Below are 25,788 nucleotides of genomic sequence, written 5' to 3'. Positions count from 1 at the left end.
GATAGGCCAATGTTCCGAGAAGCCAGGGGTTTACGCTTCTTTGCACAAGGGCCGCTAAGCGGCCCTTTATTATTTAATAACAACGATTAAAGCGTCATCAGTCATGCCGTGGCGGTGCCAGCACCTCGCGGTTGCCATTGTGCCCTTGCTCACTGACGATGCCCTGCGCTTCCATCTGTTCGATAATGCGCGCGGCGCGGTTATAGCCGATACGGAACTGGCGCTGTACACCGGAAATAGAGGCGCGGCGTTTATCCACCACAAACTCTACCGCCTGATCAAACAACGGATCCAACTCCTCATCACCGTCCAGACCGCCACCAGCACCGCCCTCACCGTCGTCACTGCTGCTAAGAATACCCTCTTTATATTGAGGTCGCTCACGCGCTTTCCAATCCTTAACCACGGCATGAACTTCCTGATCGCGCACAAATGCACCGTGTACACGGACAGGAATAGACGAGTTAGGCGCCAGATAGAGCATGTCACCCATACCCAGCAATGATTCAGCACCGCCCTGATCGAGGATGGTACGCGAGTCAATCTTGCTGGACACGGTAAAGGCGATACGGGTTGGGATGTTGGCCTTGATCAGACCGGTGATCACATCCACCGACGGACGCTGAGTTGCCAGCACCAGGTGGATCCCCGCAGCTCGCGCTTTTTGCGCCAGACGAGCAATCAACTCCTCAACCTTTTTACCGACCGTCATGATCAAGTCAGCAAACTCGTCCACCATCACTACGATATAAGGCTCTTTTTCCAATACCGGTGGGGTGATGTCCATGCTGTCTGTTGGTTTCCAGAACGGATCTGGGATTGGGCGTCCCATCGCCTCTGCCTGGTCGACACGTTCGTTATAACCGGCCAAATTACGCACGCCGAGCGCAGACATCAGCTTGTAACGGCGTTCCATCTCGGCGACGCACCAACGCAATGCGTTGGCAGCGTCTTTCATGTCGGTTACCACGTCTGTCAGCAGGTGTGGAATACCTTCATAGACTGACAGTTCCAGCATTTTCGGGTCGATCATGATAAAGCGCACTTCTTTCGGCGTGGCTTTATACAAGATGCTCAGGATCATGGCATTGACCCCTACCGATTTACCGGAACCCGTCGTCCCTGCGACCAGTAAGTGTGGCATTTTCGCAAGATCTGCCACCACAGGTTCACCGGAAATGTCTTTACCCAATACGATGGCCAACGGCGATGGATTATCACGGAACGCGGGGCAATCCAGCACTTCACGCAGATAGACGGTTTGGCGTTTGACGTTAGGCAGTTCCAACCCAACGTAAGGTTTACCGGGGATCACCTCAACCACACGCACCGCTGAGGTCGACAATGAACGCGCCAAATCGCGAGACAGATTTGAAATACGTGCAGCCTTGACACCCGGAGCCAGATCCAACTCAAAGCGTGTAATGACCGGCCCTGGCAGGATATCAACCACGTCGGCCTTCACACGGTAATCGGCGAGGCTGGCTTCGACCAAGCGCGCTTTTTGTTCCAACGCAAAGGTATCTACCGGCTCAACCTCTTTCGGGGCTTCCGTCAGCAGATCCAACGTCGGCAACGGCGTGGTTGGTTTTTGCAGCGGCATATCATTACGCATCAGGAACGGGTGGATCAGGCTATCCATCGCTGGCTGCTGCGGTGCGGCTGGTGCCGGTTGCGCGACAGGTTGCTGATAAGCCGGTTGCTGTTGCTGAGTGGCCGATTGCTGCTGCGGTTGTTGGTAAGCCTGTTGGTAGGGTTGTACCGGCGGTGTCTGCGGCTGAGCTTGCGGCTGATAAACCGGCGCTGCAGGCTCAAACTGGCCGAACGGCACATCATCTTCACGTTCGCTTTGCTGCTCAATACGGTCTTCAAGCTGTGGCGACAAGGTGAACAAGGGTTCAACGGGGCCATCATCAACCAAATCATCCATCGGCGAGAAACCAAACGCATTGCGCGTGTCTACCGGCGTGGTTGCCTGTGCTGACGGTGTAGCTTCTTGTTGCCCATAGCGCTGGCTTTGCTGTTCAGCAAAGGCCTGACGCAGTGCGGCCTCCTGCAGAGCCGCCTCATCGTCCTGGTTATCTTGCGCGTATTCCTCGCCATAACGCTGATTTTGCTGTTCGGCAAACGCCTGGCGCAACGCGGCTTCCTGCAAGGCTTCATCATCCTGCTCTGGCGCAAGACTCTCGGCGTTCTGCAATGGCTCGTCATCCCCTCGGCTACGCTGTTCCTGTTCGGCAATGCGCTGTGAAGGCAGCTTGATACCGTAAGAGGCCAGTTCACGCCGGGTAGGAATGCGTACAGGGTTCGGGCGTGGCAATTCAGGGCCAAGGCCTTGTTTCACCTGCGAGTTAGCCTCACTGGTAGCGGTAAATGCCGGCATAAACGTATTGGCGGCGACAGCACCCGCTACCGCAGTTGCAGCGACAGGAGCCTGAGGTTTCACGCTACCAAACGGCGTAACGGCAGGTTCAACGGCACTGAAACCAGCCGGAGCACTGATGTCTGCGCTATCACGCTGGGCGGCAGAAAAATCGAACGGGGAACGTTCGTGCGCCGGTGATGCAGCCGGAACATCCCAGTTGCCCAAGCGCGGTTCATTATCCTCGTCCTGGTAAGGATCCGCCGAACGCGTCAACGTCGGCGCCGGTGTCTCTTCAGGGATCTCGAACGAATACAATGGCGGTGGCGCGTTTTCCTCTACCCTGCTCATTGGGTGTTGATTCACCGATGCGGGTGCAGCCGGTGCCACGGTAACCGACGGTGCCTGTGCTACGACAGGAGCCGCAGTAACCGGCGTACTGGCTACCGCTGGTGCAACGGGTACGGCATCAGCAGGATCGTCATCATTAGCCCGCAAGCCGCTGAGTAAGGGATCCTGTGCATCTTCTGCTTCTGCCGCCAACTTGGCGGTTTCCGCTACGGAAGGCGCAGAGAACAACACGTCGTCTTCCGCCGCATTGGCCGCCGCCGCAGTCGCGCCCACAGCAAGCGCGGCTTCTTTCTGTGCAGGTTCGGCATGTTCTTCGACATAACGATCATCGTCGTCGTGATAACGGTCTTCACGGCGTGATCGGTTAGTCATAAAGGTCGCCGTACCCAGCACCGCGCCGCCGATTCTTTCGGCGATCACCAGCCAAGACCAACCGGTAAACAACGTAAGCCCCGCAGCCCAGACGCACAGCAGCCCTAAGGTTGCACCGATGCCGTTGAACCACGGCAACATGGCATTGCTCAGCAAACTGCCGATAACGCCGCCGGAAGCGAAGTAATAGAGATCGTCGACATTCAATGCCGCCAGGCCACACGAGGTGAGCACCAGCGCCAACGTGCCGATCAGGCGCAATGAAAGCGCAAAATAGTCGATGTATTCGCCGTTGCCGCGCTGACGGTAAGCCGCCCAGCACAACATGAGCATGATCGGTGGTATCGCATAGGCGAGTACCCCGAAGGTGAAGAACAGCGTGTCGGCCATCCAGGCCCCGACGCCACCGCCCAGGTTATGAATCGGCTCATGCCACGCGGTCTGCGACCAGCTTGGGTCAGATGGATTAAAACTGACCAAGGCAGCCATGAGGTAAATGGCAAAAATGGCCACCACGATCAACACAGCTTCGAGCAAACGGCGACCGCTGCTGAGTTTTCTCAAGGTAACTTCTTTATCTTCTGTATATTCCTGGCTCAAGAAAGGCTCTCCAGGTTCCTGTTAGCTGACATAGCAACAGCGCCGAGAAGCTTCCCCGGCGCCGAAACTGTATGAATAAACAGGAGTGTAACCAATTTAATCAGGTTTTGCACCTGCACCCTACCGTGTTTTGATAACCAGACGGTTACTCTGTTTCACTTCTTCCATGACTACGTAGGTACGGGTGTCGTTAACCCCCGGCAAACGCAGCAAGGTTTCACCGAGCAATTTACGGTAAGCAGACATATCAGGTACACGGGTTTTCAACAGATAGTCGAAATCACCAGACACCAGATGACACTCCTGAATTTCTTCAAGCTTCTGCACTGCTGAGTTGAATTGCTCAAACACATCTGGCGCGCCGCGGTTCAACGTGATTTCCACGAAGACCAACAGTGACGCATCCAGATAATGCGGGTTGAGCAAAGCGGTATAGCCATGAATAAAACCCTGGCGCTCGAGGCGGCGCACGCGTTCTAAACATGGTGTTGGAGATAACCCCACGCGCTTCGAAAGCTCAACGTTCGAAATACGCCCATCCTTCTGCAGCTCGTTCAGGATATTGCGGTCGATACGGTCGAGATCTTTACCCGGGCGTTTCTTATTGTCTGCCATTATTATTGTCTCTCTTATTTTCTTCCCTGCACTTGCCACACCCTAGCCAACGTCAATGTGTAAGGGTTCGTTCCAAGCGAAGACCCGATGCCTGTCATATGCTTCACTACCATCATCCACCGTTGTGCAGTCTGTCTGTCAAACCCTGCACAGGGTGTTTAAATGACGTTAATCGCAAGAAGAAATTTGCAATTCGCCTGCGCGATATCCTCTCACCTGCTGTACAAGGTTTCAGCTACGGCGCAAAACTCTGCGCCAACGCCGTAAATACGTACGATTTACTGCAGGTTTGGGGATAATTTCTTCTTCCTATGATGTTTTCGCAAATGCGCAGCGGATTGTCAAAGTAAAAGAAGCAAAATCAGAAGAACGTACCGTCATGAAAAGTTAGCACCCCGTTTTTAGTTATGAATCGCTGGCTTAAAAACCCCGCAGAGAAGGCACCTAAACCCGCTTAACGTGCTGTTTCCCGTTATGTGCACCCAATATCGCAGTAAGCCCTTTCCATAAGTTAAATTGCTGCGTTTTACGCTCGATTTAGCAGCAAAACAATAATTAATAGGCAATGACTATCAAACAAATCGTTAACAACATCCCCTGACGCTTTTTTTAATGCGGCATTTTCCCTACAATCGGATCCATTGTCCGCCATTGTGGGAAAAGAGGTTATTCATGGGCACGGCTAAACACAGCAAATTATTGATTCTGGGCTCCGGCCCGGCTGGCTACACCGCCGCAGTTTACGCAGCGCGCGCCAACCTGAGTCCGGTACTGATTACCGGTATGGAACAAGGCGGTCAACTGACCACCACTACTGAAGTGGAAAACTGGCCAGGTGATGCCGAAGGTCTGACTGGCCCTGCGCTCATGGAGCGTATGCGCGAGCATGCAGAAAAATTCCAGACCGAGATTGTGTTTGACCACATCAACAGCGTTGATCTGCAAAACCGTCCGTTCCGTCTGTTTGGTGACAGTGCTGAATACACCTGTGATGCACTGATCATCGCCACTGGCGCATCGGCCCGTTACCTTGGCCTGCCGACTGAAGAGGCCTTTAAAGGCAAAGGCGTTTCCGCCTGCGCAACCTGCGACGGTTTCTTCTACCGCAATCAGAAAGTCGCGGTCGTCGGCGGCGGTAACACCGCCGTTGAAGAAGCGCTGTATCTGTCCAACATTGCAGCCGAAGTTCACCTGATTCACCGTCGTGACAGCTTCCGTTCAGAGAAGATCCTGATCAACCGACTGATGGAAAAAGTGAAAAGCGGCAATATCGTACTGCATACCGACCATACTCTGGACGAAGTGCTGGGCGATGAAATGGGCGTTACCGGTGTACGTATCCGCAGCACCAAAGAAGAGAACGAAACACGGGAACTGGCGTTGGCCGGCGTGTTTATCGCCATCGGTCACAGCCCGAACACCAGCATTTTCGGTGGTCAGCTGGAGTTGGAGAACGGGTATATCAAAGTGCAGTCCGGTATTCACGGCAATGCTACCCAGACAACCATTCCTGGCGTATTCGCCGCTGGCGACGTGATGGACCACATCTACCGCCAGGCGATCACTTCCGCCGGTACCGGTTGTATGGCGGCATTGGATGCTGAGCGTTACCTGGACGGCATCGCCAACGCAGAAGTGCTGTAACGGCACAGCGTGTCAGCTTGAAAAGCGGCTACCTTAGCCGCTTTTTTTGTATTTAAAACAAAATCAGGCGGGTGTTCGATGCAAAATCTTCTCCACTGGCGTCTGTTGGTCGCCGTGGCCGATAGCGGCAAAATCACCTTGGCGGCAAATCAATGTGGCATGACTCAGTCCGGCGCCAGCCAGGCCATCGCTCAGTTGGAAGAGGCATTGAATACTCCGTTGTTGGTCCGACTACCGCATAGCGTTACGCTAACGCAAAGCGGTGAGCAAATCGTCAGCCATGCCCGCGCCATGCTGGCCGAACTCACTGCTATCCAGCACTACGCACTGCAGGCGCAAAGTGCGTTCGCCGGCAAAATACGCCTGGCCAGTTTCCCTTCAGCATTTGCTCTGTTGTTACCCCCGCTGCTGCGCAAATTTAACCGCCGCTTTCCCGCCATTGAACTGATTCAGTTGGAAGGCACCGATCTGGAAGTCGAAAATTGGCTGGCGTTGGAAGCTGCCGATATTGGCGTCGTGTTGAATCCGAAAACGGAACGGCTAAGCTTTCCGCTGGGAAAAGACCTATGGCTTGCCGTGACGGCCACGGCTCATCCGCTGGCCAGAAGCCGCCAGCCAGTAGATTTCAGCGAACTGGTCAAACAGCCGTTTGTATTAGCCACCGGCGGTTGCCAGCTCAATGCCCAGTTGCTGGCGCAACAGGCAGGTTTGGCCCTGACGGATGTTCGCGTCACCGTCAGTGACTGGAACACGGCACTGACGCTGGTGCGTGAAGGAATTGGCGTATCGCTGGTGCCGGCATCGGTAATACCTGCCGATACGCCAGGCATTTGCGCCCTGCCGCTCAGCGCGCCACTTTATCGCCATTTTGGCCTGGTTTGCTCATTCACCGGCACAAGCTCTGCGCCAGTGCAAACGTTGTTGCACTATCTACAAGATCATCTGCCGCTGCCCGTCAGTAGCTGAGCTGATATCGGGTTTCTGAGATTCTAATTTTTCTGTCGACAGCGCCGACGGCATTCTGACGGGCAAGCGATGTCGCTTTTTGCCTCAGGAATATCCCCATGAAACTCTATTTTGCGCCCGATGCCTGTTCCCTCTCGCCCCATATCGTTCTGCGGGAATTAGATTTGCCGTTCGAGCTCATCCGCGTTAATAACCGCACCAAACGCAGCGCCGACGGCGGAGATTTTTATCGGGTTAATCCCAAAGGTTACGTCGCTGCATTGATGCTGGACGACGGAAAGGTGATCACCGAAGGCGCTGCCATCGTGCAGTACCTGGCGGATTTGCGCCCTGAGGCCGCGCTGGCCCCGCCAAACGCGACCTTCGAACGGGTACGTTTGCAGGAGTGGCTGAACTTCATTACCAGCGAGATCCACGCAGGATCAAGTCCGCTGTTCAACTCAACCCTGCCGGAAGAGGTTAAAACACGGTTTCGCGACACGCTGCGACGCCGCCTCGATTTTGTTGCTCAGACGCTGGACGAACAGGCTTTTCTACTGGGAGAAGCTTTCAGCGTTGCGGATGCCTATCTGTTCACCGTGTTGCGCTGGATGGATCAGTTTTCCATCGACCTCAAATACTGGCCATCGATAACCCGTTATATGTCGCTGATTAGCCAGCGCAGATCCGTGCAAACCGCCCTGGCGGCGGAGGCGGCCAGTCAAGCGGTGCCATAATCCTGCTGTTGTCGTCTGTTATACCGATATTTGACCGCTTTATTATTTTCAGTCTGCCGGGTGAAGAGGTAACATTGCCCCTCACTTGTTCGCTTCAGGTTGGGGCAAACACTTTTTTTAACAGTACGTTAACCTTGTCTGTAACAACAGGCGCCGGCGACGCAGACTCTTATCTGATGAAAAAAACCAGACAGCAACAGTTAACCCGTTGGCTCAAAACGCAGAGCACCCTGGCGCAGCGTTGGCTGCGCCTTTCCATGGTATTAGGGCTGATAAGCGGCATGCTGATTGTCGCGCAAGCATGGCTCTTGGCCGCCCTGCTCCACGCCCTGATTATCGAACACACCCCGCGTGAACAGTTGATCCCTTCGTTTATTTGGCTTGCCGCCACCTTCGCGTTGCGGGCGATATTAAGCTGGCTGCGAGAGCGCGTTGGTTTTATCTGCGGACAGGTGATCCGCCAGCGGATGCGTCGTCAGGTACTGGATAAACTGCAACAACTCGGCCCTGCCTGGGTCCAGGGCAAGCCCGCGGGTAGCTGGGCCAGCATCATCGTCGAACAGATTGAGGACATGCAGGATTATTACTCCCGCTATCTGCCGCAGATGTATCTGGCGGTGTTTATCCCATTGCTGATTCTGATTACCGTATTCCCGATTAACTGGGCCGCGGGCCTGATCCTACTGACCACCGCCCCGCTGATCCCCATGTTTATGGCGCTGGTCGGTATGGGCGCCGCTGACGCCAATCGCCGCAATTTTGTCGCGCTGGCACGGCTGAGCGGCAATTTCCTTGATCGCCTGCGGGGTTTGGACACGCTACGTTTATTTAACCGCGCTGAAGCGGAAACTGCACACATCGCCAAATCGTCCGAAGATTTCCGGAGCCGCACCATGGAAGTGCTGCGGTTGGCGTTCCTGTCTTCAGCCGTGCTGGAGTTCTTTGCCTCCATCTCCATCGCGGTGGTCGCAGTGTATTTTGGTTTTTCGTTCCTTGGTGAACTTAACTTCGGCAGTTACGGCACCGGTGTCACCTTGTTTGCAGGCTTCCTGGTGCTGATCCTTGCGCCGGAGTTTTTCCAACCGCTGCGTGACCTCGGTGCCTTTTACCATGCCAAGGCGCAAGCCGTGGGCGCTGCTGAAGCCCTTGAAACCTTCCTCAGTGCAGAAGGCGAACAAATGGGCAAGGGTACGCAAACGCTAAACGCCGATGCGCCACTGGAACTGCACGCCCAGAGTCTGGAGATCCTGTCGCCGAATGGCGTCCTGCTGGCTGGCCCACTGAGCTTTACGCTTGCTCCACACCAGCGCATTGCGTTGGTAGGGTTGAGCGGTGCCGGTAAAAGTTCGTTATTGAATCTGCTGCTCGGCTTCCTGCCCTATCGCGGCTCGCTGACAGTCAACGGTATTGAATTGCGCGACCTGGCCGCCGAAAGCTGGCGCCAGCAGCTTGGCTGGGTAGGACAGAACCCACACCTTCCGGCACTGACACTGCGGGCCAATATCCTGCTAGGGAATCCGCAGGCCAGCGAGGCGCAATTGCAGCAAGCGGTAGAGCAAGCCTACGTCGGCGAAATTCTGCCGTATCTGCCACAGGGATTAGATACCGAAGTCGGCGATAACGCGGCACGTCTTTCCGTCGGCCAGGCTCAACGCGTCGCGGTGGCCCGGGCGCTCATCAGCCCTCGTCGTTTGCTGCTGCTGGATGAACCGGCTGCCAGCCTTGATGCCCACAGCGAGCGTCGAGTCATGCAGGCTCTGAATGCCGCTTCGCATCAGCAAACCACCCTGCTGGTTACGCACCAGTTGGAAGATACCGAAGATTACGATCAGATTTGGGTCATGGAAGGCGGGCAAATTGTCCAGCAAGGCGATTACGCCACGCTGAGCGCACAGCCGGGCCTGTTTGCCAACCTGATCGCACACCGCCGCGGGGATCTCTAATCATGCGTGTTTTGCTGCCGTTCCTGGCACTGTACCGTCGTCACAGCCTATTGATCTGCCTGGGCATTGTTTTAGCCATCGTCACCCTATTGGCCAGCATCGGCCTATTGGCGCTATCGGGCTGGTTCCTCGCGGCATCAGCCTTGGCTGGGTTGGCGGGTCTATTCACCTTCAACTACATGCTGCCGGCTGCCGGCGTACGTGGTGCCGCAATTTTCCGCACGGCCGGGCGCTATGCCGAACGTGTTGTCAGCCATGACGCGACCTTCCGCGTGTTGTCCCATCTGCGGGTGTTTACCTTTGAAAAGATCCTGCCGCTGTCACCGGGCGGCATTGCCCGCTTCCGTCAGGCCGATCTGCTTAACCGGTTGGTCGCCGATGTCGATACGCTGGACCATTTATATCTGCGGGTCATCTCGCCGCTGGTCAGTGCCGCCGTGGTGATTGCCGTCGTTACATACGGCCTGAGCTGGTTAGATACGTCCCTGGCGCTGACGCTGGGCGGTATTCTGCTGCTGCTGCTGTTACTGGTGCCCCCGGTATTTTACCGTGCCGGTAAACCCATTGGCGGTCAGTTAACCGCTTTGCGTGGTCAATACCGCACCGATCTGACCGCGTGGCTGCAAGGCCAGGCTGAACTGGTGGTGTTCGGCGCAGTTGATAGCTTCCGTACAGCCCTGAATACCACAGAACAACACTGGCAGCGTCGCCAATGGCAACAGGCTTCGCTCGGCGGTATGGCACAGGCGTTGATGATCCTGGCCAGCGGTTTAACAGTCACGCTGTTGCTGTGGCTTACAGCCGCAGGCGTCGGTGGTGACAGCCAACCCGGAGCCTTGATTGCGCTGTTTGTTTTTGCCGCACTGGCCTCGTTTGAAGCACTGATGCCGGTCGCGGGTGCCTTCCAGCATCTGGGGCAGGTGATCGCTTCCGCCACACGCGTAAAGCAAGTGATCGACCGAGAACCCGAAGTCACATTCCCAGCCCACGGCCCGGCGGCCGAAAGCGGCGCGACCTTGAACTTGCAGCAGCTTACGTTTACCTACCCCGACCAACCGTTACCGGTGTTGCAGGACGTCACGCTGGAGATTGCCGCCGGTGAGCACATTGCGCTACTTGGGCGTACCGGATGCGGTAAATCGACCTTGCTGCAATTGCTGACACGCGCCTGGAATGCCAATAGCGGTCAGGTGCTGCTCAACGGACACCCATTGGGCTCTTACGATGAGGCGACGCTACGCCAGATGACAACCGTCGTCAGCCAGCGCGTTCATATCTTCAGCGATACGCTGCGTGAAAACCTGCGCATTGCTGCGCCCGCAGCAGCTGATGAACAGTTGCGCGAAGTGCTACAGCAGGTGGGCCTGGATAAGTTGCTGGAGAACGAGGGGCTGAATGCCTGGCTTGGGGATGGCGGTCGCCAACTTTCTGGCGGTGAACAGCGCCGCCTGGGCATTGCCCGTGCATTGTTACACCAAGCTCCTCTCCTGTTGCTCGATGAACCCACCGAAGGCCTGGACGCAGAGACCGAACAGCAGATCCTGGCGTTGCTGCGCCAACACTGCCAGGGTAAAACGCTGATTCTGGTTACTCACCGTCTCTACGGCTTAGAACACCTTGACCGCATCTGCGTGATGGACGGCGGCAGAATTGTCGAGCAAGGCGATCATGCCACGTTGATGGGCTTGCAGGGGCGTTATGCTCGCTTTCGCCAACGTATCAGTGATATACCTCTGTAAAATGGCCTGTAGAGCACGCTGAGACCTTATATGCGCATTGTTAAGCTGTCACCGCAGTCACTGGCATTTCCCTCTCCTGAGGGCGCTCTGCGCGATCCTAATGGCCTGCTGGCCATTGGCGGCGATCTGACCGCACCGCGTTTGCTGGCCGCCTATGAACGCGGCATCTTCCCCTGGTTTTCGCCGGGGGAAGCCATTTTGTGGTGGTCACCTGACCCGCGAGCCGTGTTGTTCCCTGCCGAACGCCATATCAGCCGGAGTTTGAAACGCTTTCTGCGCAGCAATCCTTTCCGCGTTACGCTGAATCACGACTTCGCGGCGGTCATCGCCGCCTGCGCCGATCGTCCGCAGGAAGGCACCTGGATTGGCCCTGAGGTTCAGCGCGCTTATCTGCACCTGCATCGCCTCGGTTTAGCTCATTCGATCGAAGTGTGGCAGGATGACGCACTGGTAGGCGGCATGTACGGCGTGGCTCAGGGCGCACTGTTTTGCGGTGAATCGATGTTCAGCCGTACAACCAACGCGTCCAAATGTGCACTGATGGCTTTTTGTCAGCATTTTGCCGCTTATGGCGGAGAATTGATTGACTGTCAGGTGCTTAACGCTCACACTGCCACGCTGGGAGCGAGAGAGATCCCCCGACGACAATTTTTGCAGCAGCTCAGTCAACTTCAGCGCAAGCCGTTAGCGCCAGAGTGCTGGGCACCGCAAGTATTACCCCCACAGCAGGTTGAACCACCCTCCCCAACAAACTAATTTTGCGGAAACGGTGCAATGTTCACCGACACTTCTTTACATAATGTGGGTTTTTCGGCATTATCTTGCCGGTTAAAAACTAAGGTAGTTAGACCTAGAGGATTCGATGGCCAAAGAAGACAATATTGAAATGCAGGGCACCGTTCTTGATACGCTGCCGAACACCATGTTCCGCGTTGAATTAGAAAACGGGCACGTGGTAACCGCACATATCTCCGGTAAAATGCGTAAGAACTACATCCGCATCCTGACGGGCGACAAAGTCACTGTAGAGCTGACCCCGTACGACCTGAGCAAAGGCCGCATTGTCTTCCGTAGCCGTTAATCGGCTCACTCGTCGCCAGCCGATGGCGGCACCGAGGATGTAATGCCTCCGGAGCCCTTTCCGTTTACCCCCGTAGCAACGTTCAACATCGAGTTGCAGGAGCGCAGGTAAACTGAGAGGGCTCAATCATTTCTGTTGTGGTGATGATTGCACCCATAAAAAAAGCGATGCCGAAGCATCGCTTTTTCGTTATTTGACTCAGGCTTAGTGCACTGCACCTTCATCCGCTTTACGCATTGATGCGCTGAGGAAGTGGTAAGTCAGTTTCTGGTTATCCTTGTCCAGCTCAACCTTGACCGAACCACCGTCCACCAGCGAACCGAACAGCAGTTCGTTAGCCAGCGGTTTCTTCAGGTTTTCCTGCATGACACGCGCCATCGGACGCGCACCCATCGCACGGTCGTAGCCTTTCACTGACAACCAGTCACGCGCTTCGTCGCTCACTTCCAGCGACACACCCTTCGCATCCAGTTGCGCTTGCAGTTCGACGATAAACTTGTCGACAACCTGCTGAATCACCTCGGTCGACAGATGGTTAAACCAAAGAATGTTGTCCAGACGGTTACGGAATTCCGGCGTGAACACTTTTTTGATCTCTTCCATCGCGTCGGTGCTGTTGTCCTGCTGAACCAGACCAATCGATTTACGCTCTGTTTCACGCACCCCGGCATTGGTGGTCATCACCAGGATCACGTTGCGGAAATCCGCCTTACGGCCGTTATTGTCGGTCAGCGTCCCGTTGTCCATCACCTGTAACAGCAGGTTGAAGACATCCGGATGGGCCTTCTCGATTTCATCCAGCAGCACCACTGAGTGAGGATGCTTGAGCACCGCATCAGTCAGCAAACCACCCTGATCGTAACCGACATAGCCCGGAGGCGCACCAATCAAGCGGCTCACCGTATGACGTTCCATATACTCGGACATATCAAAACGCAGCAGCTTGATATCCATCGCCTTCGCCAACTGCACCGTTACCTCGGTTTTCCCGACGCCGGTTGGCCCGGCAAACAGGAATGAACCGACAGGCTTGCGATCGTGGCCCAGGCCTGCACGACTCATTTTGATCGCTTCGGTCAGGGCTTCAATGGCCTGATCCTGCCCGAACACCAGCATTTTCAGACGATCACCCAGGCTTCTCAATACATCACGATCGCTCGCCGATACGGTTTTTTCCGGGATGCGCGCAATACGCGCTACCACCGATTCAATATCAGCAACGTTGACGGTTTTCTTACGCTTGCTGATCGGCAATAAGCGGCTGCGAGCCCCCGCCTCATCGATCACGTCAATGGCCTTATCCGGCAAATGACGATCGTTGATGTATTTTACCGACAGCTCAACCGCAGCACGCACCGCTTTCGCGGTATAACGCACATCGTGGTGCGCTTCGTACTTGGTCTTCAGGCCATTGATGATCTGAATGGTTTCTTCCGGCGTCGGTTCAGTAATGTCGATTTTCTGGAAGCGACGGGCCAAGGCACGATCTTTTTCAAAGATATTGCTGAATTCCTGGTAAGTGGTCGAACCGATAACACGGATCTTGCCGCTGGACAGCAGCGGTTTGATCAGGTTGGCGGCATCGACTTGCCCACCGGACGCCGCGCCGGCACCGATGATGGTGTGGATCTCATCGATAAACAGGATGCTGTTCTTGTCCTGCTCCAGTTGCTTCAGTAACGCTTTAAAACGTTTCTCAAAGTCACCGCGGTATTTCGTACCCGCCAGCAGCGAACCGATGTCCAGCGAATACAACGTGCAGTCCGCCATCACTTCCGGGACGTCGCCCTGCACAATGCGCCAAGCCAGCCCTTCAGCGATCGCGGTTTTGCCAACGCCAGACTCCCCTACCAACAGCGGGTTGTTCTTGCGACGACGGCACAACACCTGAATAGCACGCTCCAGCTCAGGATCACGGCCAATCAATGGATCAATGCCGCCCACACGGGCCAGTTGATTGAGGTTGGTGGTGAAGTTTTCCATACGGTCTTCCCCTCCGGACTGCTCTTCATTCACCGGGTTTTCCGCATTCGGCGCTTGGCCCGGCTCGTCTTTACGTGTGCCATGTGAAATGAAATTCACTACGTCAAGACGACTGACGTCGTGTTTGCGCAGCAGGTAAGCCGCCTGCGACTCCTGCTCGCTGAAAATTGCCACCAGCACGTTGGCGCCGCTGACTTCGCTGCGGCCGGAAGATTGCACATGGAATACCGCACGCTGTAACACGCGCTGGAAGCTGAGCGTCGGCTGTGTGTCGCGCTCTTCTTCACTGGCAGGTAACGTCGGCGTAGTTTGTTCGATAAAGGCTTCCAGTTCCTGGCGTAGTGCAGCCAGGTCCACTGTGCATGCCTCAAGCGCTTCCCGCGCGGCAGGGTTGCTGAGTAACGCCAGCAACAGGTGCTCCACGGTCATAAACTCGTGTCTGTGCTCACGCGCTCTGGCGAAAGCCATGTTGAGACTGAGTTCCAGTTCTTGATTGAGCATAAGCACCTCCCCAATAGATTGCCTTAATCAGGCTTTTTCCAGCGTACAAAGCAACGGATGCTCGTTCTCCCTTGCATAACGGTTCACATGTACGACTTTGGTTTCCGCCACCTCGGCGGTAAAAACACCACAAATCGCCTTGCCTTGATAGTGGACCGTGAGCATCAGTTGCGTTGCGCGTTCAATATCATAAGAAAAGAACTTTTGCAGAACGTCAATCACAAATTCCATCGGTGTGTAATCGTCGTTGTTAAGTATAACTTTATACATAGACGGCGGTTTTACCGCATCGATTTGTTTTTCTTCGGCCAAGTGTTCAAAATTTAGCCAATCGTTGTTATTGCCCATCGCTGCTCATCTTCTCTGCTCTGTCCTTTAATATGGGGACAGGTTCCGGTTATTCAAAGTGGGGTATCATGACTATTTTACCATCTTCACCATCATCCCGCCGCACTGGAACGTGCGCAAAAATCTCTGACAAATTGTTACCAAACAATGTCAATATCGTTACCTGCTTCAAACTTTGATGAACTGCCCCTTGCCGACAAAAGCCGATCCCTTGACGTGATGATCATTTGCTCTAGAGTGTAAATTCGTGACCTGGTGGTGTTTTAACCACTTTCAGGCTCATCTGCTACCTGCTGCTGGCGGGTACGAATTCAGTTATTCATCTCACCTAAAAATAGCGTTGCGAGGGATGTAAAAGCATGGAGACGGGTACTGTTAAATGGTTCAACAACGCCAAAGGGTTTGGGTTTATCTGTCCTGAAGGCGGCGGCGAAGACATTTTCGCCCATTATTCTACGATTAAAATGGATGGGTACCGGACGCTGAAGGCTGGCCAGCAGGTCAGCTTTGACGTGCACCAAGGGCCAAAAGGGAACCATGCGAGTCTCATTGTGCCGTTGGAAAGCGAGGCGCTGGCCTAAACGCGCCCCCAGAGTCATACCGAAATACTCCGCTAAAAATGCCAGCCGCCGTATGACTGGCATTTTTTATTATCATGCTATTCGCGGGCCAGCGCGTCAATCGGGTTAAGCCGCGCAGCGCTGCGTGCAGGCAGATAACCGAATACCACGCCAATTGCGGTGGAACACACAAACGCACTGAGCAACGCCGCCGGTGGGAAACTGATTTGCCACCCCGGCAGTACCACCTGAACCAGCAAACCGATGGCGAAGGACAACGTGATCCCCAGCGCACCGCCAACCAAACACACCAGCACAGCCTCGATCAAGAATTGCTGTAACACATCGCCGGAACGCGCCCCCACGGCCATACGAATCCCGATTTCACGCGTGCGCTCCGTCACTGACACCAGCATGATATTCATCACGCCGATCCCACCGACCACCAGTGAAATTACCGCCACTAACGTCAGGAACAACTGTAACGTACGCGTGGTTTTCTCTGCCGTCTGCACCAAACTGTCCATGTTATAGGTGAAGATGTCTTTCTTGCCGTGGCGCAGCGTTAACAAACGGGTAAGCTGCTGCTCCGCCTCCTGACTGTTGTAGCCTTCGCGGATACGCACCGTGATCGAATCAAAATAGGCATTGCCCATTAACCGGTTTGCCATGGTGCTATAAGGTACCCAGACATTGAGCGTCTTGCTGCTGCCAAACATTGACTGCTTTTCTTTCGCCACCCCGACTACCGTCGCCGGCATATTACCGACCAAAATCACCTTCCCTACGACATCCTTCTGGTGCGGGAACAACCGGCGCTGGGTATTGGCATCAATCACTACCGTCTGAGACTGCGATTGCACCTGCAGTTGATCAATACCGGAACCTTGGGTAAAGGTCATGCCATACACGTGGAAAAACTGTTCACTGACCCCGGTGACATTGGCTGCCACGTCGACGTTGCCTAACCGCAGCCGCATACTGCTGGCAATGGTGGGCGATAGCGCACTGATGTAGGGTTGTTCACGTAGTGCAGCAAGGTCGTCGTACTTAAGGGCCTGGCGGAAGGTAGGGTCGTCATCCCCAAAATCCTTGCCGGGATAGATATCGATCGTATTGGTGCCGATCGATTTGATATCCGCCAGTACCATCTGTTTGGCGGCGTCGCCGATCACCAGAATCGACACCACAGAAGCAATACCGATGATAATGCCCAGCATGGTCAACGCCGTACGCATTTTACTCGCCGCCATCGCTCGCCAGGCCATCACCAATGCCTCACGGAAACGACCCGCCGTTTGCCGCCAGGATGGCTCAGGCGCCACCATCTCCAATGCCTTGGCGTTCGGATTGCCTCGCTGATCCGGACGTGAATCAGCAATGATCTCCCCGTCCCGGATTTCAATGACCCGTTCTGCCTGCTGAGCCACCGCCGGATCGTGGGTGACGATAATCACCGTGTGCCCCTGCTCGCGCAGTTGCTTGAGGATCGTCATCACCTCTTCACCGGAATGGCTATCAAGGGCACCGGTCGGTTCATCCGCCAAGATCACCTGACCACCGTTCATCAACGCTCGAGCGATACTGACACGCTGTTGCTGACCGCCTGAAAGCTGGCTGGGTCGATAACCCACACGTTCACTCAGCCCAAGACGTTGCAGTAATGCCACGGCTCTCTCACGCCGCGCGGCCTTACCCAACCCTGCGTACACCGCCGGCACCTCGACGTTGTGCGCTGCGCTCAAATGGGGTAATAGATGATAACGCTGGAAGATAAAGCCAAAATGCTCACGCCTCAGCCGAGCCAGCGCATCACCATTGAGCGTCGCCACATCTTGTCCAGCCACGCGATACACGCCAGCACTGGGTTTATCCAGGCAACCGAGAATATTCATCAGGGTTGATTTACCGGAGCCGGAAGCGCCCATGATGGCCACCATTTCACCGGCGTCAATGCTAAGGCTCACGTTCTTCAGTACGGCTACCGTCTGATCGCCCGACTGATAGCTGCGGCAAATGCCGCTCAGCTCCAACAGCGCCGCCATCAGATGGCCTCCACGCCGCCACGGCTGACAATCACTTCATCGCCGATATCCAGTCCACTAAGAATTTGTACGTCAATGTTATTACGCAGGCCAATGGCAACCTCGCGCTTTTCTTCCTTGCCCTGCTTCATGATCGAAACGTGGTAGCGATTATCGGCGATTTGATCGCCCAACGCTGCCAACGGGATCACCAGAGCCTGGCTAACGCCCGCCAGTTGAATATGTACCTGTGCAGTCATTTGCAGCCGCAACAGCCCCTCAGGGTTCGGCACTTCAAAACGCGCATAATAGAAAATGGCGTTATTGACCTTCTCTGGAGTGGGCTGAATGTCTTTCAGCACGCCGTCAAAGCGCCGGTTAGGATCGCCCAGTACGGTAAACCAGGCTTTTTGGCCTGGCTTGAGGCTGATTATATCCGCCTCCGACACCTGCGCCTTTACCAGCATAGTGCTGAGATCCGCCAGGGTCAGAATGTTCGGTGCCTGCTGAGCGGCAATCACCGTCTGGCCCTGTAGCGTGGTGATCTGTACCACATCACCGTCCATCGGTGCTTCAATACGGGTAAATGCCAGATTAATTTTTGCGGTGTCCAGGCTTGCCTGATTCTTGGCGATTTGCGCATGGATAGTACCTACCTGCGCTTTCTTCACCGCCAACTGCGTGGCGGCCTGATCCAAGTCCTGGCGTGAAACCGCTTGCAACTTCGCCAATGCCTGATTGCGCTGCAGCGTGACCGCAGCCAACTTTTGCTCCGCCTGTGCCTGCTGTAACTGGGCATGCAAATCTCGCAGGGTCGCCTCACCCTCGCGGATGCTGTTCTGCGCTTGTTGCGGATCAATCACGCCCAGTAACTGGCCTTTTTTCACCCGGTCGCCAATTTCGACAAAGAGGCTTTCTAATTGCCCGCTAACCTGCGCACCAACGTCAACCTTGCGTACCGCATCAAGTTGCCCGGTCGCGAGCACGTTTTGTTGCAGGTCGCCCTTGACGACCTTAACCGTTTTAAACGGCGTTGGCGCCGGATGACCAAAGTGCCAGGCCAGCATTGCGGCGATCGCTACCACCACAATCAGCACCATGACCAACCGTCGCTTATGTCCTTTAAACCACGTCAAAATAGGTTCCTGCCTGTTGAAATTCAGACTGCCAATAGCGGCAGCGAGGCTAAATTATCACGCACAGTAATGAATAACTAAACCTTAGCTCAACACAATGTGGAGACATCCTTTGTTACATTCAGCATTGAACTCCCGTTTAGTGAAGGCTTGGTGAAATAGCGTTATTCAATACAGCCAAGGATTTCATCATGTCTCAGCTCAGCTATCCACTCGCATCTGCACGCCCGCTTAATGGCTTGCAATTGATGACGGCGCTGGCCAATGGCGACAAGGCGCCGAGCAAAGCGTGGAAAAAAACATCATTCCGCCTGAAGTTTATCGCCCGTTCTTTATTTTGCTGGCGAACCACCAGCGGTTTGCTCAGCACGCTGGCATCAAACCCGCTGCTCAATGAGATTCTGAACGCGCAGCCCAATCTACCGTGCAAATTGCATCGACCGTATCTGGCGGCGAACATGAGCAAAATCGAATGCCTGTTCGCCCTGCGCGATCACTACGATCTCAGTCTGCAACGCATGCCACGGAAAATGCTGCTCGGTCATCTGAACAAGCCTTTTGTACTGGCCAGTGCCACCGGCAAGAGCGGTACAGCCGTTTCATTGGAGTTGGCTGCCATCGATAATCTGAATAAGGAAGGGGAAACGACCCTGCTGCTGCGTAATGCCAGCGGCATTATGCTGGCGGAGATCACCTTTGCACTGATGCACTACCAGCAACAGCCCACGCTCTTTATCGGTGGGTTGCAGGGGGCCAATCATCAGGTACCGCACGCTGAAATCCAGTTGACCACCAAAGAGTGTCACGGATTGTTCCCAAAACGGCTGGTACTGGAAGGCCTTTGTACTTTGGCACGCCATCTGGGTATTCAGCAAATTGTCGCGGTTGGCAATGCTACGCATATCTACCAAAACTGGCGCTATCGCAGTAAAAAGAAAGATAAGCTCCATGCCGATTACGATCAATTCTGGACATCAATGGGCGGTAAAATGCTTGAAAGCGGCTATTTCCTGCTGCCGGAACACATCGCCCGTAAACCGATCGATGAAGTGGTCAGCAAAAAGCGCGCCGAATACCGCCGACGCTATCAACTGTTAGACGAACTGGAACAGGGAATGGCGGAACACTTCAGCCCCCCATCCCGCTTTGCCGGGGTCTAATCGGCCCGGCCGCGCGCCAGCCAAATCACGCGTGAGAACATTTTCTTGAGCAATGGCGGCACCGAATCGGTGCCGCGCTCACCGGCTTGCATCGCAACCTCGATCGCCAAATCCGGTTTTGATGAATGATGTACTGCCTTCAGAATCACCTTGCGTATTGGCATTTGGGCATTGCTCGGCACCGACGCCACTCGATAATAAACTGCACTGAAGCCCTCGCGGAACATGAAATGTTCCATATCCGGCGCAGGCAACGCGGTGAGCCGATCACGCTCGTTGTCTTCATGGTTATCCAGCATGCCGCGTACGGTGGCGGCGTATTTTCGCCCCGCTTCATCACCGTCCACCAATGCATGCCACTCAATGCCCATACGTCGGGCAAACCTCAACAGTGGCTTCAGACCGCACTGGGCGAACTCAATCACGCGCACCCCTTCCGCCTCGAAATGGTAACCGCACTGACGCGCCAATTCGTTCAGCAACCACACTTCCGTTTCCCCCTCCACCAACAACCAGCAGCGGGCAAACAGTGATGAGGGCCGGTTAAAACGAATATGGAAAGAAATACGTCGCCCGTCCTCCGGGCCCAGCCCGCGCGGCCCAAGGCGGTAAGTGGCGACTCTCCCAGATTCACGCACCAACCGGCAAACGTGCTCTACCGGGACCAACGACACCAATTCGCTGGAATTGGTGGTGGTGATGCGTTGCAGCGGCAATTGGTTAAGCAAACCCCAGGCGACCGACAACATGATCGGATGTAAGCGGGTTTCCGGATCCTCAACCAGCAATAGCGGTCGAGCGTGCGGATCCAGCTTGATGCTGCCTTTGGCCTGCAGCAACGTAGAAAACATCCCCAGAAGAATAAGCCGCATACTGCGGCTGTTTGGCTCAGCGACCATGCGGTTGATGCTGTCCAGCGAGCGCCATGCCTGTTGATCCTGATCTTGCCCCGGTCGCTGTCTGCGCGGTCGCGTCACCTGCGAACCCTGTTCGGCAAAGTAGTGTTCCAACAGCTGTTGCATTGCAGCCAGCCCTTGACGCAGTTCGGCATTCGTTAATTTTTGTGGGTTACGCACCAGCTCACGCGTCAGTTGATCCAATTGCTGAGCCAGCGCCTGGTTGTCGGCCGGATGCTCATCATTGAGCGTGCTGGGCCGCAGGCGACGGATAAACCGCGCATCCCGTAGGCGTAACACGGGATGGATACGAATAATGGCATGAGCCAATTGCTCAATATGATGTAACGGCATCGCGTTGCCGTCGGCATCCAGAAAACAGCGCCAGGTACACACCGTGTCGTCGTCGGCCAGTTCGCCTTCGCAACGGTAATAAATGCGGTTGAGGTTATCGTCACCCTTGACCCATAGCGGTGACAGATGGCGGTAACGGGGCAAATGCGCATGGCCGATGTCTTTTTCACAGAAGGTAAATACCACCTGTAAATGCCGATCTTTGGCATCTTCTTCTCCAGGCGGAAAGTGAAAATCATGCGCTTCAAAACGGTACAACTTTGGCTCCGGTGCCAGCAGCAGCGTCAGTGCGTCCAGCAGACTGGATTTGCCCCAGGCATTTTCGCCGATCAGCAGCGTGTTGTCGTCCAGCATCAATGACAGCCGGTTAATGCCGCGGAAACCTACAATCTCGATACGCTCTAAGAACATCTGTCGCCTCCCGTGCGCACTGCCACCGTCCTTAATGGGGTGACCTCTTCAGAGCATGGTCAAAAAACCCCTTTCAGGTCAAGCGGACAACGTCAAATCTGCCGCTTTACTCTAGCCGCTGTTTTGGTTAGCGTGTGGTGCCTCGCCGTTCATCCAGGCGCCCCCTCCGAACAAAGGACGCAAGCTTCACCATGTATTCAGGACTGCTGATTATTCTGTTACCGCTGATTGCCGGTTACCTCGTTCCGTTGCGCAGTCGAACGCTACTGCAAACCATCAACCGTCTGCTGAGCTGGATGGTGTACGTGATCCTGTTTTTCATGGGCATCAGCCTGGCCTTCCTGGAGGATCTGAGCAGCAATTTGGTGCTGATATTCCAGTATGCTGCCGTCTTTTTCCTGTGCATTCTCGCCATCAGCTTGCTGATGCTGGCGTTGTTGGAACGCAAAATGCCGTGGCGCAACACCCATAAACAGGAAAAACTGCCCTCACGTCTGCACATGGCGCTGGAATCACTCAAGCTGTGTGGCGTAGTGCTCGGCGGTTTCCTGCTTGGTCTGACGCAGTGGCAGTGGTTGCAGTTCGCCAATAAAGGCAGCGAGTACGCATTGATTTTCTTGCTGCTGCTGGTCGGCATCCAACTGCGTAACAGCGGCATGACGTTACGCCAAATCGTGCTTAACCGACGCGGCATGATAGTCGCAGTCGTTGTCGTGGTTAGCGCACTGGCGGGCGGCGCATTGGCCGCACAACTGCTGGGGCTGCCGATCAAAGCGGGGTTAGCCATGGCATCCGGTTTTGGCTGGTATTCGCTCTCCGGTATCTTGATCACTGACGCTTACGGTCCAGTACTGGGCAGCGCGGCCTTCTTTAACGATCTGGCTCGCGAGCTGATAGCCATCATGCTGATCCCAACGCTGGTACGCCGCAGCCGCTCCTCCGCCCTGGGCCTGTGTGGCGCAACCTCGATGGACTTCACCCTACCGGTGCTGCAACGCAGCGGCGGACTGGAGATAGTGCCGCCGGCCATCGTGCATGGCTTCCTGTTGAGCCTGCTGGCACCGGTACTTATCGCCCTGTTCTCTTGAGATCTCTCCGGGGGCACCGCCCCCGGAAATCGGAATAATTCCCATCCTCACAGCAAAATTGCGCTAAATCAAAGTTGTCCGTGGTTGCATCACAAAAGCCTTTTTAAGCCCCGATTGCCGATCTATGCTTTTAAACAAGCATTAAAAATGCAACTTTAAAAAGGAAGCGATTATGTTCTGTGTGCAATGTGAACAAACCATCCGTACCCCTGCGGGCAACGGCTGCTCCTATGCCCAAGGTATGTGCGGCAAAACGGCAGAAACCTCCGATCTGCAAGACCTGTTGGTCGCGGCGTTACAAGGCCTATCCGCCTGGGCGTTGCAGGCCAGAGCACTTGGTATCGTCGATCACGATATCGACAGTTTTGCCCCACGCGCCTTCTTCTCTACCCTGACCAATGTCAACTTCGATTCAGAGCGCATCATCGGTTACGCACGGGAAACCATCGCCCTGCGCGAATCGCTGGCCACTCGTTGCCGGTTACTGGACGCTGACGTCCGTGTCGACCATCCGCTGGCTACGCTGCAATTGGCCGGTGACGACATCGCGACACTGTTGCAACAAGCCGCTCAGTTTGCCTTGAATACCGACAAGGCTGAGGTCGGTGACGACGTGCACGGCCTGCGAATGCTGTGCCTGTATGGCCTGAAAGGTGCAGCAGCCTATATGGAACACGCTCACGTACTGGGTCAGTTCGACGAGCAGATCTACGCCGATTACCACGCTTTTATGGCCTGGCTCGGCACCCAGCCACGCGACGTCGATACCCTGCTGAACAACGCCATGGGCATTGGCAAAATGAATTTCAATGTGATGGCAATCCTCGATCACGGCGAAACACAAGCCTACGGCGATCCCCTGCCTAGCGCGGTAAACGTTCGGCCGGTGGCCGGGAAAGCCATTCTGATCTCCGGCCACGATCTGAAAGATCTGCGCATGCTGCTCGAACAAACCGAAGGCCAGGGCGTGAACGTCTATACCCACGGCGAAATGCTGCCGGCACACGGTTACCCGGAACTGAAAAAATTCAAACATCTGGTGGGCAATTACGGCAGCGGTTGGCAGAACCAACAGATCGAGTTCGCGAAATTCCCAGGTCCGATAGTGATGACCTCTAACTGTATTATCGATCCCAACGTTGGTCACTACGGCGATCGTATTTGGACGCGTAGCATCGTCGGCTGGCCGGGCGTTAATCATTTGGAAGGGGACGACTTCACCCAAGTGATCGCGCAGGCGCAGGGGATGAATGGTTTCCCGTATACCGAAATCGAACATATGATCACCGTCGGTTTTGGCCGTCAGACGCTGCTCAACGCCGCTGATACGGTGATTGATTTAGTCGCACAAAAGAAACTGCGCCACGTATTTCTGGTTGGCGGCTGTGACGGTAGCCGCGACGAACGCAGCTACTTCACCGACTTTGCGCGCAGCGTTCCGCAAGACTGCCTGATTATGACGTTAGCCTGTGGCAAATATCGCTTCAACAAGCTGGATTTCGGCACCCTTGAAGGGCTGCCACGTCTGCTGGATGTCGGTCAATGTAACGATGCCTATTCGGCCATTATGCTGGCAGTCAAACTGGCTGATACCCTCGGCTGCTCGGTCAACGCGTTGCCACTCAGCCTGGTACTGTCGTGGTTTGAGCAAAAGGCGATCGTTATCCTGCTGACGCTGCTGTCACTGGGTGTCAAAAACATTGTCACTGGGCCAACCGCACCCGGCTTCTTGACTGACAACTTGATGGCGATCCTCAACGATAAGTTCGGCATGCGCCCGATCACCACCGTTGAGCAGGATCTGAACGCCTTGCTTGGTTAATACCCTTTTTGGGGCCACACATGCTGGCCCCGTTGCTTTTGAGGTGCCCTATGACCCAACCCAGCCCGCTTTGCCCCAACCGTATGCAGGTACATTCGATCCAGCAAGAAACCGCCGACGTCTGGACGTTAAACCTGATCTGCGACGTTTTTTACCCTTATCAACCCGGCCAGTTTGCGCTGGTCAGCATACGCAATAGTGAAGATACGCTGCGTGCCTATACGTTATCTTCTTCGCCCGGTCAGAGCCGTTTTCTCAGCATCAGCGTGCGCTGTCTGCCGGACGGCATCGGTTCCCGCTGGTTAACGCGCGAGGTCAAACCCGGCAATACGCTGTGGCTGTCCGATGCCCAGGGTGAATTCAGTTGTGAACAACACCCGTCCGATCGTTATCTGATGTTGGCGGCTGGCTGCGGCGTTACGCCAATCATCTCCATGTGCCGTTGGCTGGTGGCAAACCGCCCAACCTGTGATATCGCAGTGATCTTTAACGTGCGTACTCCGGCCGACACCCTTTTCGCCAAACAATGGCACGCGTTGTGCGCCAAGCATCCGCAGTTGCGGTTAACGCTGATAGCTGAACAGGATGTTCAACCCGGTTATCTCAGCGGGCGAATTAGTGCTGAAGTACTGCGCCAAACCGTGCCTGACCTCATCGATCGCACGGTGATGACCTGCGGTCCCGCCCCTTATATGGCCCAAGTGGAACAACTGTGTCTGCAACTTGGCGTTTCAGCGGCCCGTTTCCATAAAGAGCAGTTCCATACGCCGACAGAAGCCGATACTGGGCAAGGTGAAGGATTAACGCTGCGCGCCGCCAGACCGCTGCGTGAATTCCGCGTCCCGGTCGGCAGTACGCTGCTGGCCGCGATGGAAGCCAACGCATTACCGGTCAATGCCGCCTGCCGGGCCGGCGTGTGCGGTTCGTGCAAAACCCGTATCCTCGAAGGCAACTACACCACCAGCAGTAATATGACGCTGACTCCTGAGGAAATCGCCCAGGGTTACGTGCTGGCCTGCAGTTGCCAACTACAAGGTGACGTTGTCCTGGCATGACGCTTGCTGCCCCGTCGACCACGATGGGGCATTTATCGGCAAGCATGCTTTACCTTCCCCT

At 55.2% G+C, this 25,788-nt stretch carries 19 protein-coding genes; 12 read left to right on the top strand and 7 right to left on the bottom strand.

Annotation, left to right across the window (positions count from 1 at the left end):
- Positions 1 to 97: 97 nt before the first annotated feature.
- Positions 98 to 3,685 (bottom strand): DNA translocase FtsK 4TM domain-containing protein, encoded by a 3,588-nt coding sequence (locus AC2FCQ_RS18395; protein WP_490308742.1) that lies wholly within the window; start codon positions 3,683 to 3,685, stop codon positions 98 to 100.
- A 120-nt stretch (positions 3,686 to 3,805) separates the two neighbouring features.
- Positions 3,806 to 4,300, bottom strand: a complete 495-nt coding sequence (gene lrp / locus AC2FCQ_RS18390) for a leucine-responsive transcriptional regulator Lrp (protein WP_004928318.1) — start codon at positions 4,298 to 4,300, stop codon at positions 3,806 to 3,808.
- A gap of 672 nt (positions 4,301 to 4,972) precedes the next feature.
- On the opposite strand from lrp, the gene trxB reads away from it, so the two are divergent.
- The 7 genes from trxB (at position 4,973) to infA (ending at position 12,389) form a co-directional block, all read left to right on the top strand.
- Positions 4,973 to 5,944, top strand: a complete 972-nt coding sequence (gene trxB / locus AC2FCQ_RS18385) for a thioredoxin-disulfide reductase (RefSeq protein ID WP_209632547.1) — start codon at positions 4,973 to 4,975, stop codon at positions 5,942 to 5,944.
- Between the two features lie 78 nt (positions 5,945 to 6,022).
- Positions 6,023 to 6,910 carry a LysR family transcriptional regulator gene (locus AC2FCQ_RS18380; protein WP_490308743.1) on the top strand — a complete coding sequence of 296 codons (888 nt, stop codon included), beginning with the start codon at positions 6,023 to 6,025 and terminating at the stop codon, positions 6,908 to 6,910.
- A 98-nt stretch (positions 6,911 to 7,008) separates the two neighbouring features.
- Positions 7,009 to 7,626 carry a glutathione transferase GstA gene (gstA, locus tag AC2FCQ_RS18375; protein ID WP_490308744.1) on the top strand — a complete coding sequence of 206 codons (618 nt, stop codon included), beginning with the start codon at positions 7,009 to 7,011 and terminating at the stop codon, positions 7,624 to 7,626.
- A 176-nt stretch (positions 7,627 to 7,802) separates the two neighbouring features.
- Positions 7,803 to 9,569 carry a heme ABC transporter permease/ATP-binding protein CydD gene (gene cydD, locus AC2FCQ_RS18370; RefSeq protein ID WP_490308745.1) on the top strand — a complete coding sequence of 589 codons (1,767 nt, stop codon included), beginning with the start codon at positions 7,803 to 7,805 and terminating at the stop codon, positions 9,567 to 9,569.
- 2 nt (positions 9,570 to 9,571) lie between these two features.
- Positions 9,572 to 11,308, top strand: a complete 1,737-nt coding sequence (gene cydC, locus AC2FCQ_RS18365) for a heme ABC transporter ATP-binding protein/permease CydC (RefSeq protein WP_490308746.1) — start codon at positions 9,572 to 9,574, stop codon at positions 11,306 to 11,308.
- A gap of 30 nt (positions 11,309 to 11,338) precedes the next feature.
- Positions 11,339 to 12,064, top strand: coding sequence for a leucyl/phenylalanyl-tRNA--protein transferase (gene aat / locus AC2FCQ_RS18360; RefSeq protein WP_209632542.1), 726 nt, complete (start codon positions 11,339 to 11,341; stop codon positions 12,062 to 12,064).
- Between the two features lie 106 nt (positions 12,065 to 12,170).
- Positions 12,171 to 12,389 carry a translation initiation factor IF-1 gene (infA, locus tag AC2FCQ_RS18355; RefSeq protein ID WP_002211347.1) on the top strand — a complete coding sequence of 73 codons (219 nt, stop codon included), beginning with the start codon at positions 12,171 to 12,173 and terminating at the stop codon, positions 12,387 to 12,389.
- Positions 12,390 to 12,593: 204 nt separating this feature from the next.
- On the opposite strand, the gene clpA is transcribed toward infA, so the two are convergent.
- Together clpA and clpS are read right to left on the bottom strand one after the other, a co-directional pair.
- Positions 12,594 to 14,873 (bottom strand): ATP-dependent Clp protease ATP-binding subunit ClpA, encoded by a 2,280-nt coding sequence (gene clpA / locus AC2FCQ_RS18350; protein ID WP_209632541.1) that lies wholly within the window; start codon positions 14,871 to 14,873, stop codon positions 12,594 to 12,596.
- 27 nt (positions 14,874 to 14,900) lie between these two features.
- A complete protein-coding gene (clpS, locus tag AC2FCQ_RS18345) occupies positions 14,901 to 15,221 on the bottom strand; it encodes an ATP-dependent Clp protease adapter ClpS (RefSeq protein ID WP_004928347.1) in 321 nt (106 codons plus the stop codon).
- A gap of 359 nt (positions 15,222 to 15,580) precedes the next feature.
- Here clpS and cspD point away from each other — a divergent pair, with 359 nt between their 5' ends.
- Positions 15,581 to 15,802 (top strand): cold shock-like protein CspD, encoded by a 222-nt coding sequence (gene cspD, locus AC2FCQ_RS18340; protein WP_004942590.1) that lies wholly within the window; start codon positions 15,581 to 15,583, stop codon positions 15,800 to 15,802.
- 77 nt (positions 15,803 to 15,879) lie between these two features.
- Here the strand turns inward: cspD and macB are convergent, their stop codons facing one another.
- Positions 15,880 to 17,826: a macrolide ABC transporter ATP-binding protein/permease MacB gene (gene macB, locus AC2FCQ_RS18335; protein WP_490308747.1), complete on the bottom strand. Its 1,947-nt coding sequence runs from the start codon at positions 17,824 to 17,826 to the stop codon at positions 15,880 to 15,882.
- Positions 17,826 to 18,941 (bottom strand): macrolide transporter subunit MacA, encoded by a 1,116-nt coding sequence (gene macA, locus AC2FCQ_RS18330; protein WP_404759956.1) that lies wholly within the window; start codon positions 18,939 to 18,941, stop codon positions 17,826 to 17,828. Before macA ends, macB begins: the two co-directional genes overlap by 1 nt.
- A gap of 191 nt (positions 18,942 to 19,132) precedes the next feature.
- On the opposite strand from macA, the gene AC2FCQ_RS18325 reads away from it, so the two are divergent.
- Positions 19,133 to 20,101, top strand: coding sequence for a VirK/YbjX family protein (locus AC2FCQ_RS18325; RefSeq protein ID WP_404759957.1), 969 nt, complete (start codon positions 19,133 to 19,135; stop codon positions 20,099 to 20,101).
- On the opposite strand, the gene AC2FCQ_RS18320 is transcribed toward AC2FCQ_RS18325, so the two are convergent.
- Positions 20,098 to 21,762: an ATP-dependent endonuclease gene (locus tag AC2FCQ_RS18320; RefSeq protein WP_209632537.1), complete on the bottom strand. Its 1,665-nt coding sequence runs from the start codon at positions 21,760 to 21,762 to the stop codon at positions 20,098 to 20,100. The genes AC2FCQ_RS18325 and AC2FCQ_RS18320 overlap by 4 nt on opposite strands.
- Positions 21,763 to 21,953: 191 nt before the next feature.
- On the opposite strand from AC2FCQ_RS18320, the gene AC2FCQ_RS18315 reads away from it, so the two are divergent.
- The 3 genes from AC2FCQ_RS18315 to hcr all read left to right on the top strand — a co-directional run bounded on the left by AC2FCQ_RS18315 (position 21,954) and on the right by hcr (position 25,727).
- Entirely contained in the window at positions 21,954 to 22,850 is an 897-nt protein-coding gene (locus tag AC2FCQ_RS18315) for a LysO family transporter (protein ID WP_209632536.1), read from the top strand.
- A 172-nt stretch (positions 22,851 to 23,022) separates the two neighbouring features.
- On the top strand, positions 23,023 to 24,672 hold the full coding sequence (hcp, locus tag AC2FCQ_RS18310; protein WP_209632535.1) for a hydroxylamine reductase: 1,650 nt from the start codon (positions 23,023 to 23,025) through the stop codon (positions 24,670 to 24,672).
- Positions 24,673 to 24,722: 50 nt separating this feature from the next.
- Positions 24,723 to 25,727, top strand: a complete 1,005-nt coding sequence (gene hcr, locus AC2FCQ_RS18305) for an NADH oxidoreductase (RefSeq protein ID WP_490308748.1) — start codon at positions 24,723 to 24,725, stop codon at positions 25,725 to 25,727.
- The last annotated feature ends 61 nt before the right edge of the window (positions 25,728 to 25,788 follow it).

It is taken from the genome of Serratia sp. CoH_134_PS_4 (assembly GCF_058190535.1).
The sequence above is the reverse complement of the archived record's forward strand: the minus strand, read 5'-3'. Positions and strand labels throughout refer to the sequence as shown.

Coding starts and splice junctions, on each gene's coding strand:
- macB (WP_490308747.1), bottom strand. CDS start 17,826: ATGGCGGCGCTGTTGGAGCTGAGCGGCATTTGCCGCAGCTATCAGTCG.
- gstA (WP_490308744.1), top strand. CDS start 7,009: ATGAAACTCTATTTTGCGCCCGATGCCTGTTCCCTCTCGCCCCATATC.
- cydD (WP_490308745.1), top strand. CDS start 7,803: ATGAAAAAAACCAGACAGCAACAGTTAACCCGTTGGCTCAAAACGCAG.
- cydC (WP_490308746.1), top strand. CDS start 9,572: ATGCGTGTTTTGCTGCCGTTCCTGGCACTGTACCGTCGTCACAGCCTA.
- infA (WP_002211347.1), top strand. CDS start 12,171: ATGGCCAAAGAAGACAATATTGAAATGCAGGGCACCGTTCTTGATACG.
- AC2FCQ_RS18315 (WP_209632536.1), top strand. CDS start 21,954: ATGTATTCAGGACTGCTGATTATTCTGTTACCGCTGATTGCCGGTTAC.
- hcp (WP_209632535.1), top strand. CDS start 23,023: ATGTTCTGTGTGCAATGTGAACAAACCATCCGTACCCCTGCGGGCAAC.
- hcr (WP_490308748.1), top strand. CDS start 24,723: ATGACCCAACCCAGCCCGCTTTGCCCCAACCGTATGCAGGTACATTCG.
- AC2FCQ_RS18325 (WP_404759957.1), top strand. CDS start 19,133: ATGTCTCAGCTCAGCTATCCACTCGCATCTGCACGCCCGCTTAATGGC.
- lrp (WP_004928318.1), bottom strand. CDS start 4,300: ATGGCAGACAATAAGAAACGCCCGGGTAAAGATCTCGACCGTATCGAC.
- AC2FCQ_RS18380 (WP_490308743.1), top strand. CDS start 6,023: ATGCAAAATCTTCTCCACTGGCGTCTGTTGGTCGCCGTGGCCGATAGC.
- cspD (WP_004942590.1), top strand. CDS start 15,581: ATGGAGACGGGTACTGTTAAATGGTTCAACAACGCCAAAGGGTTTGGG.
- clpA (WP_209632541.1), bottom strand. CDS start 14,873: ATGCTCAATCAAGAACTGGAACTCAGTCTCAACATGGCTTTCGCCAGA.
- AC2FCQ_RS18320 (WP_209632537.1), bottom strand. CDS start 21,762: ATGTTCTTAGAGCGTATCGAGATTGTAGGTTTCCGCGGCATTAACCGG.
- aat (WP_209632542.1), top strand. CDS start 11,339: ATGCGCATTGTTAAGCTGTCACCGCAGTCACTGGCATTTCCCTCTCCT.
- trxB (WP_209632547.1), top strand. CDS start 4,973: ATGGGCACGGCTAAACACAGCAAATTATTGATTCTGGGCTCCGGCCCG.
- clpS (WP_004928347.1), bottom strand. CDS start 15,221: ATGGGCAATAACAACGATTGGCTAAATTTTGAACACTTGGCCGAAGAA.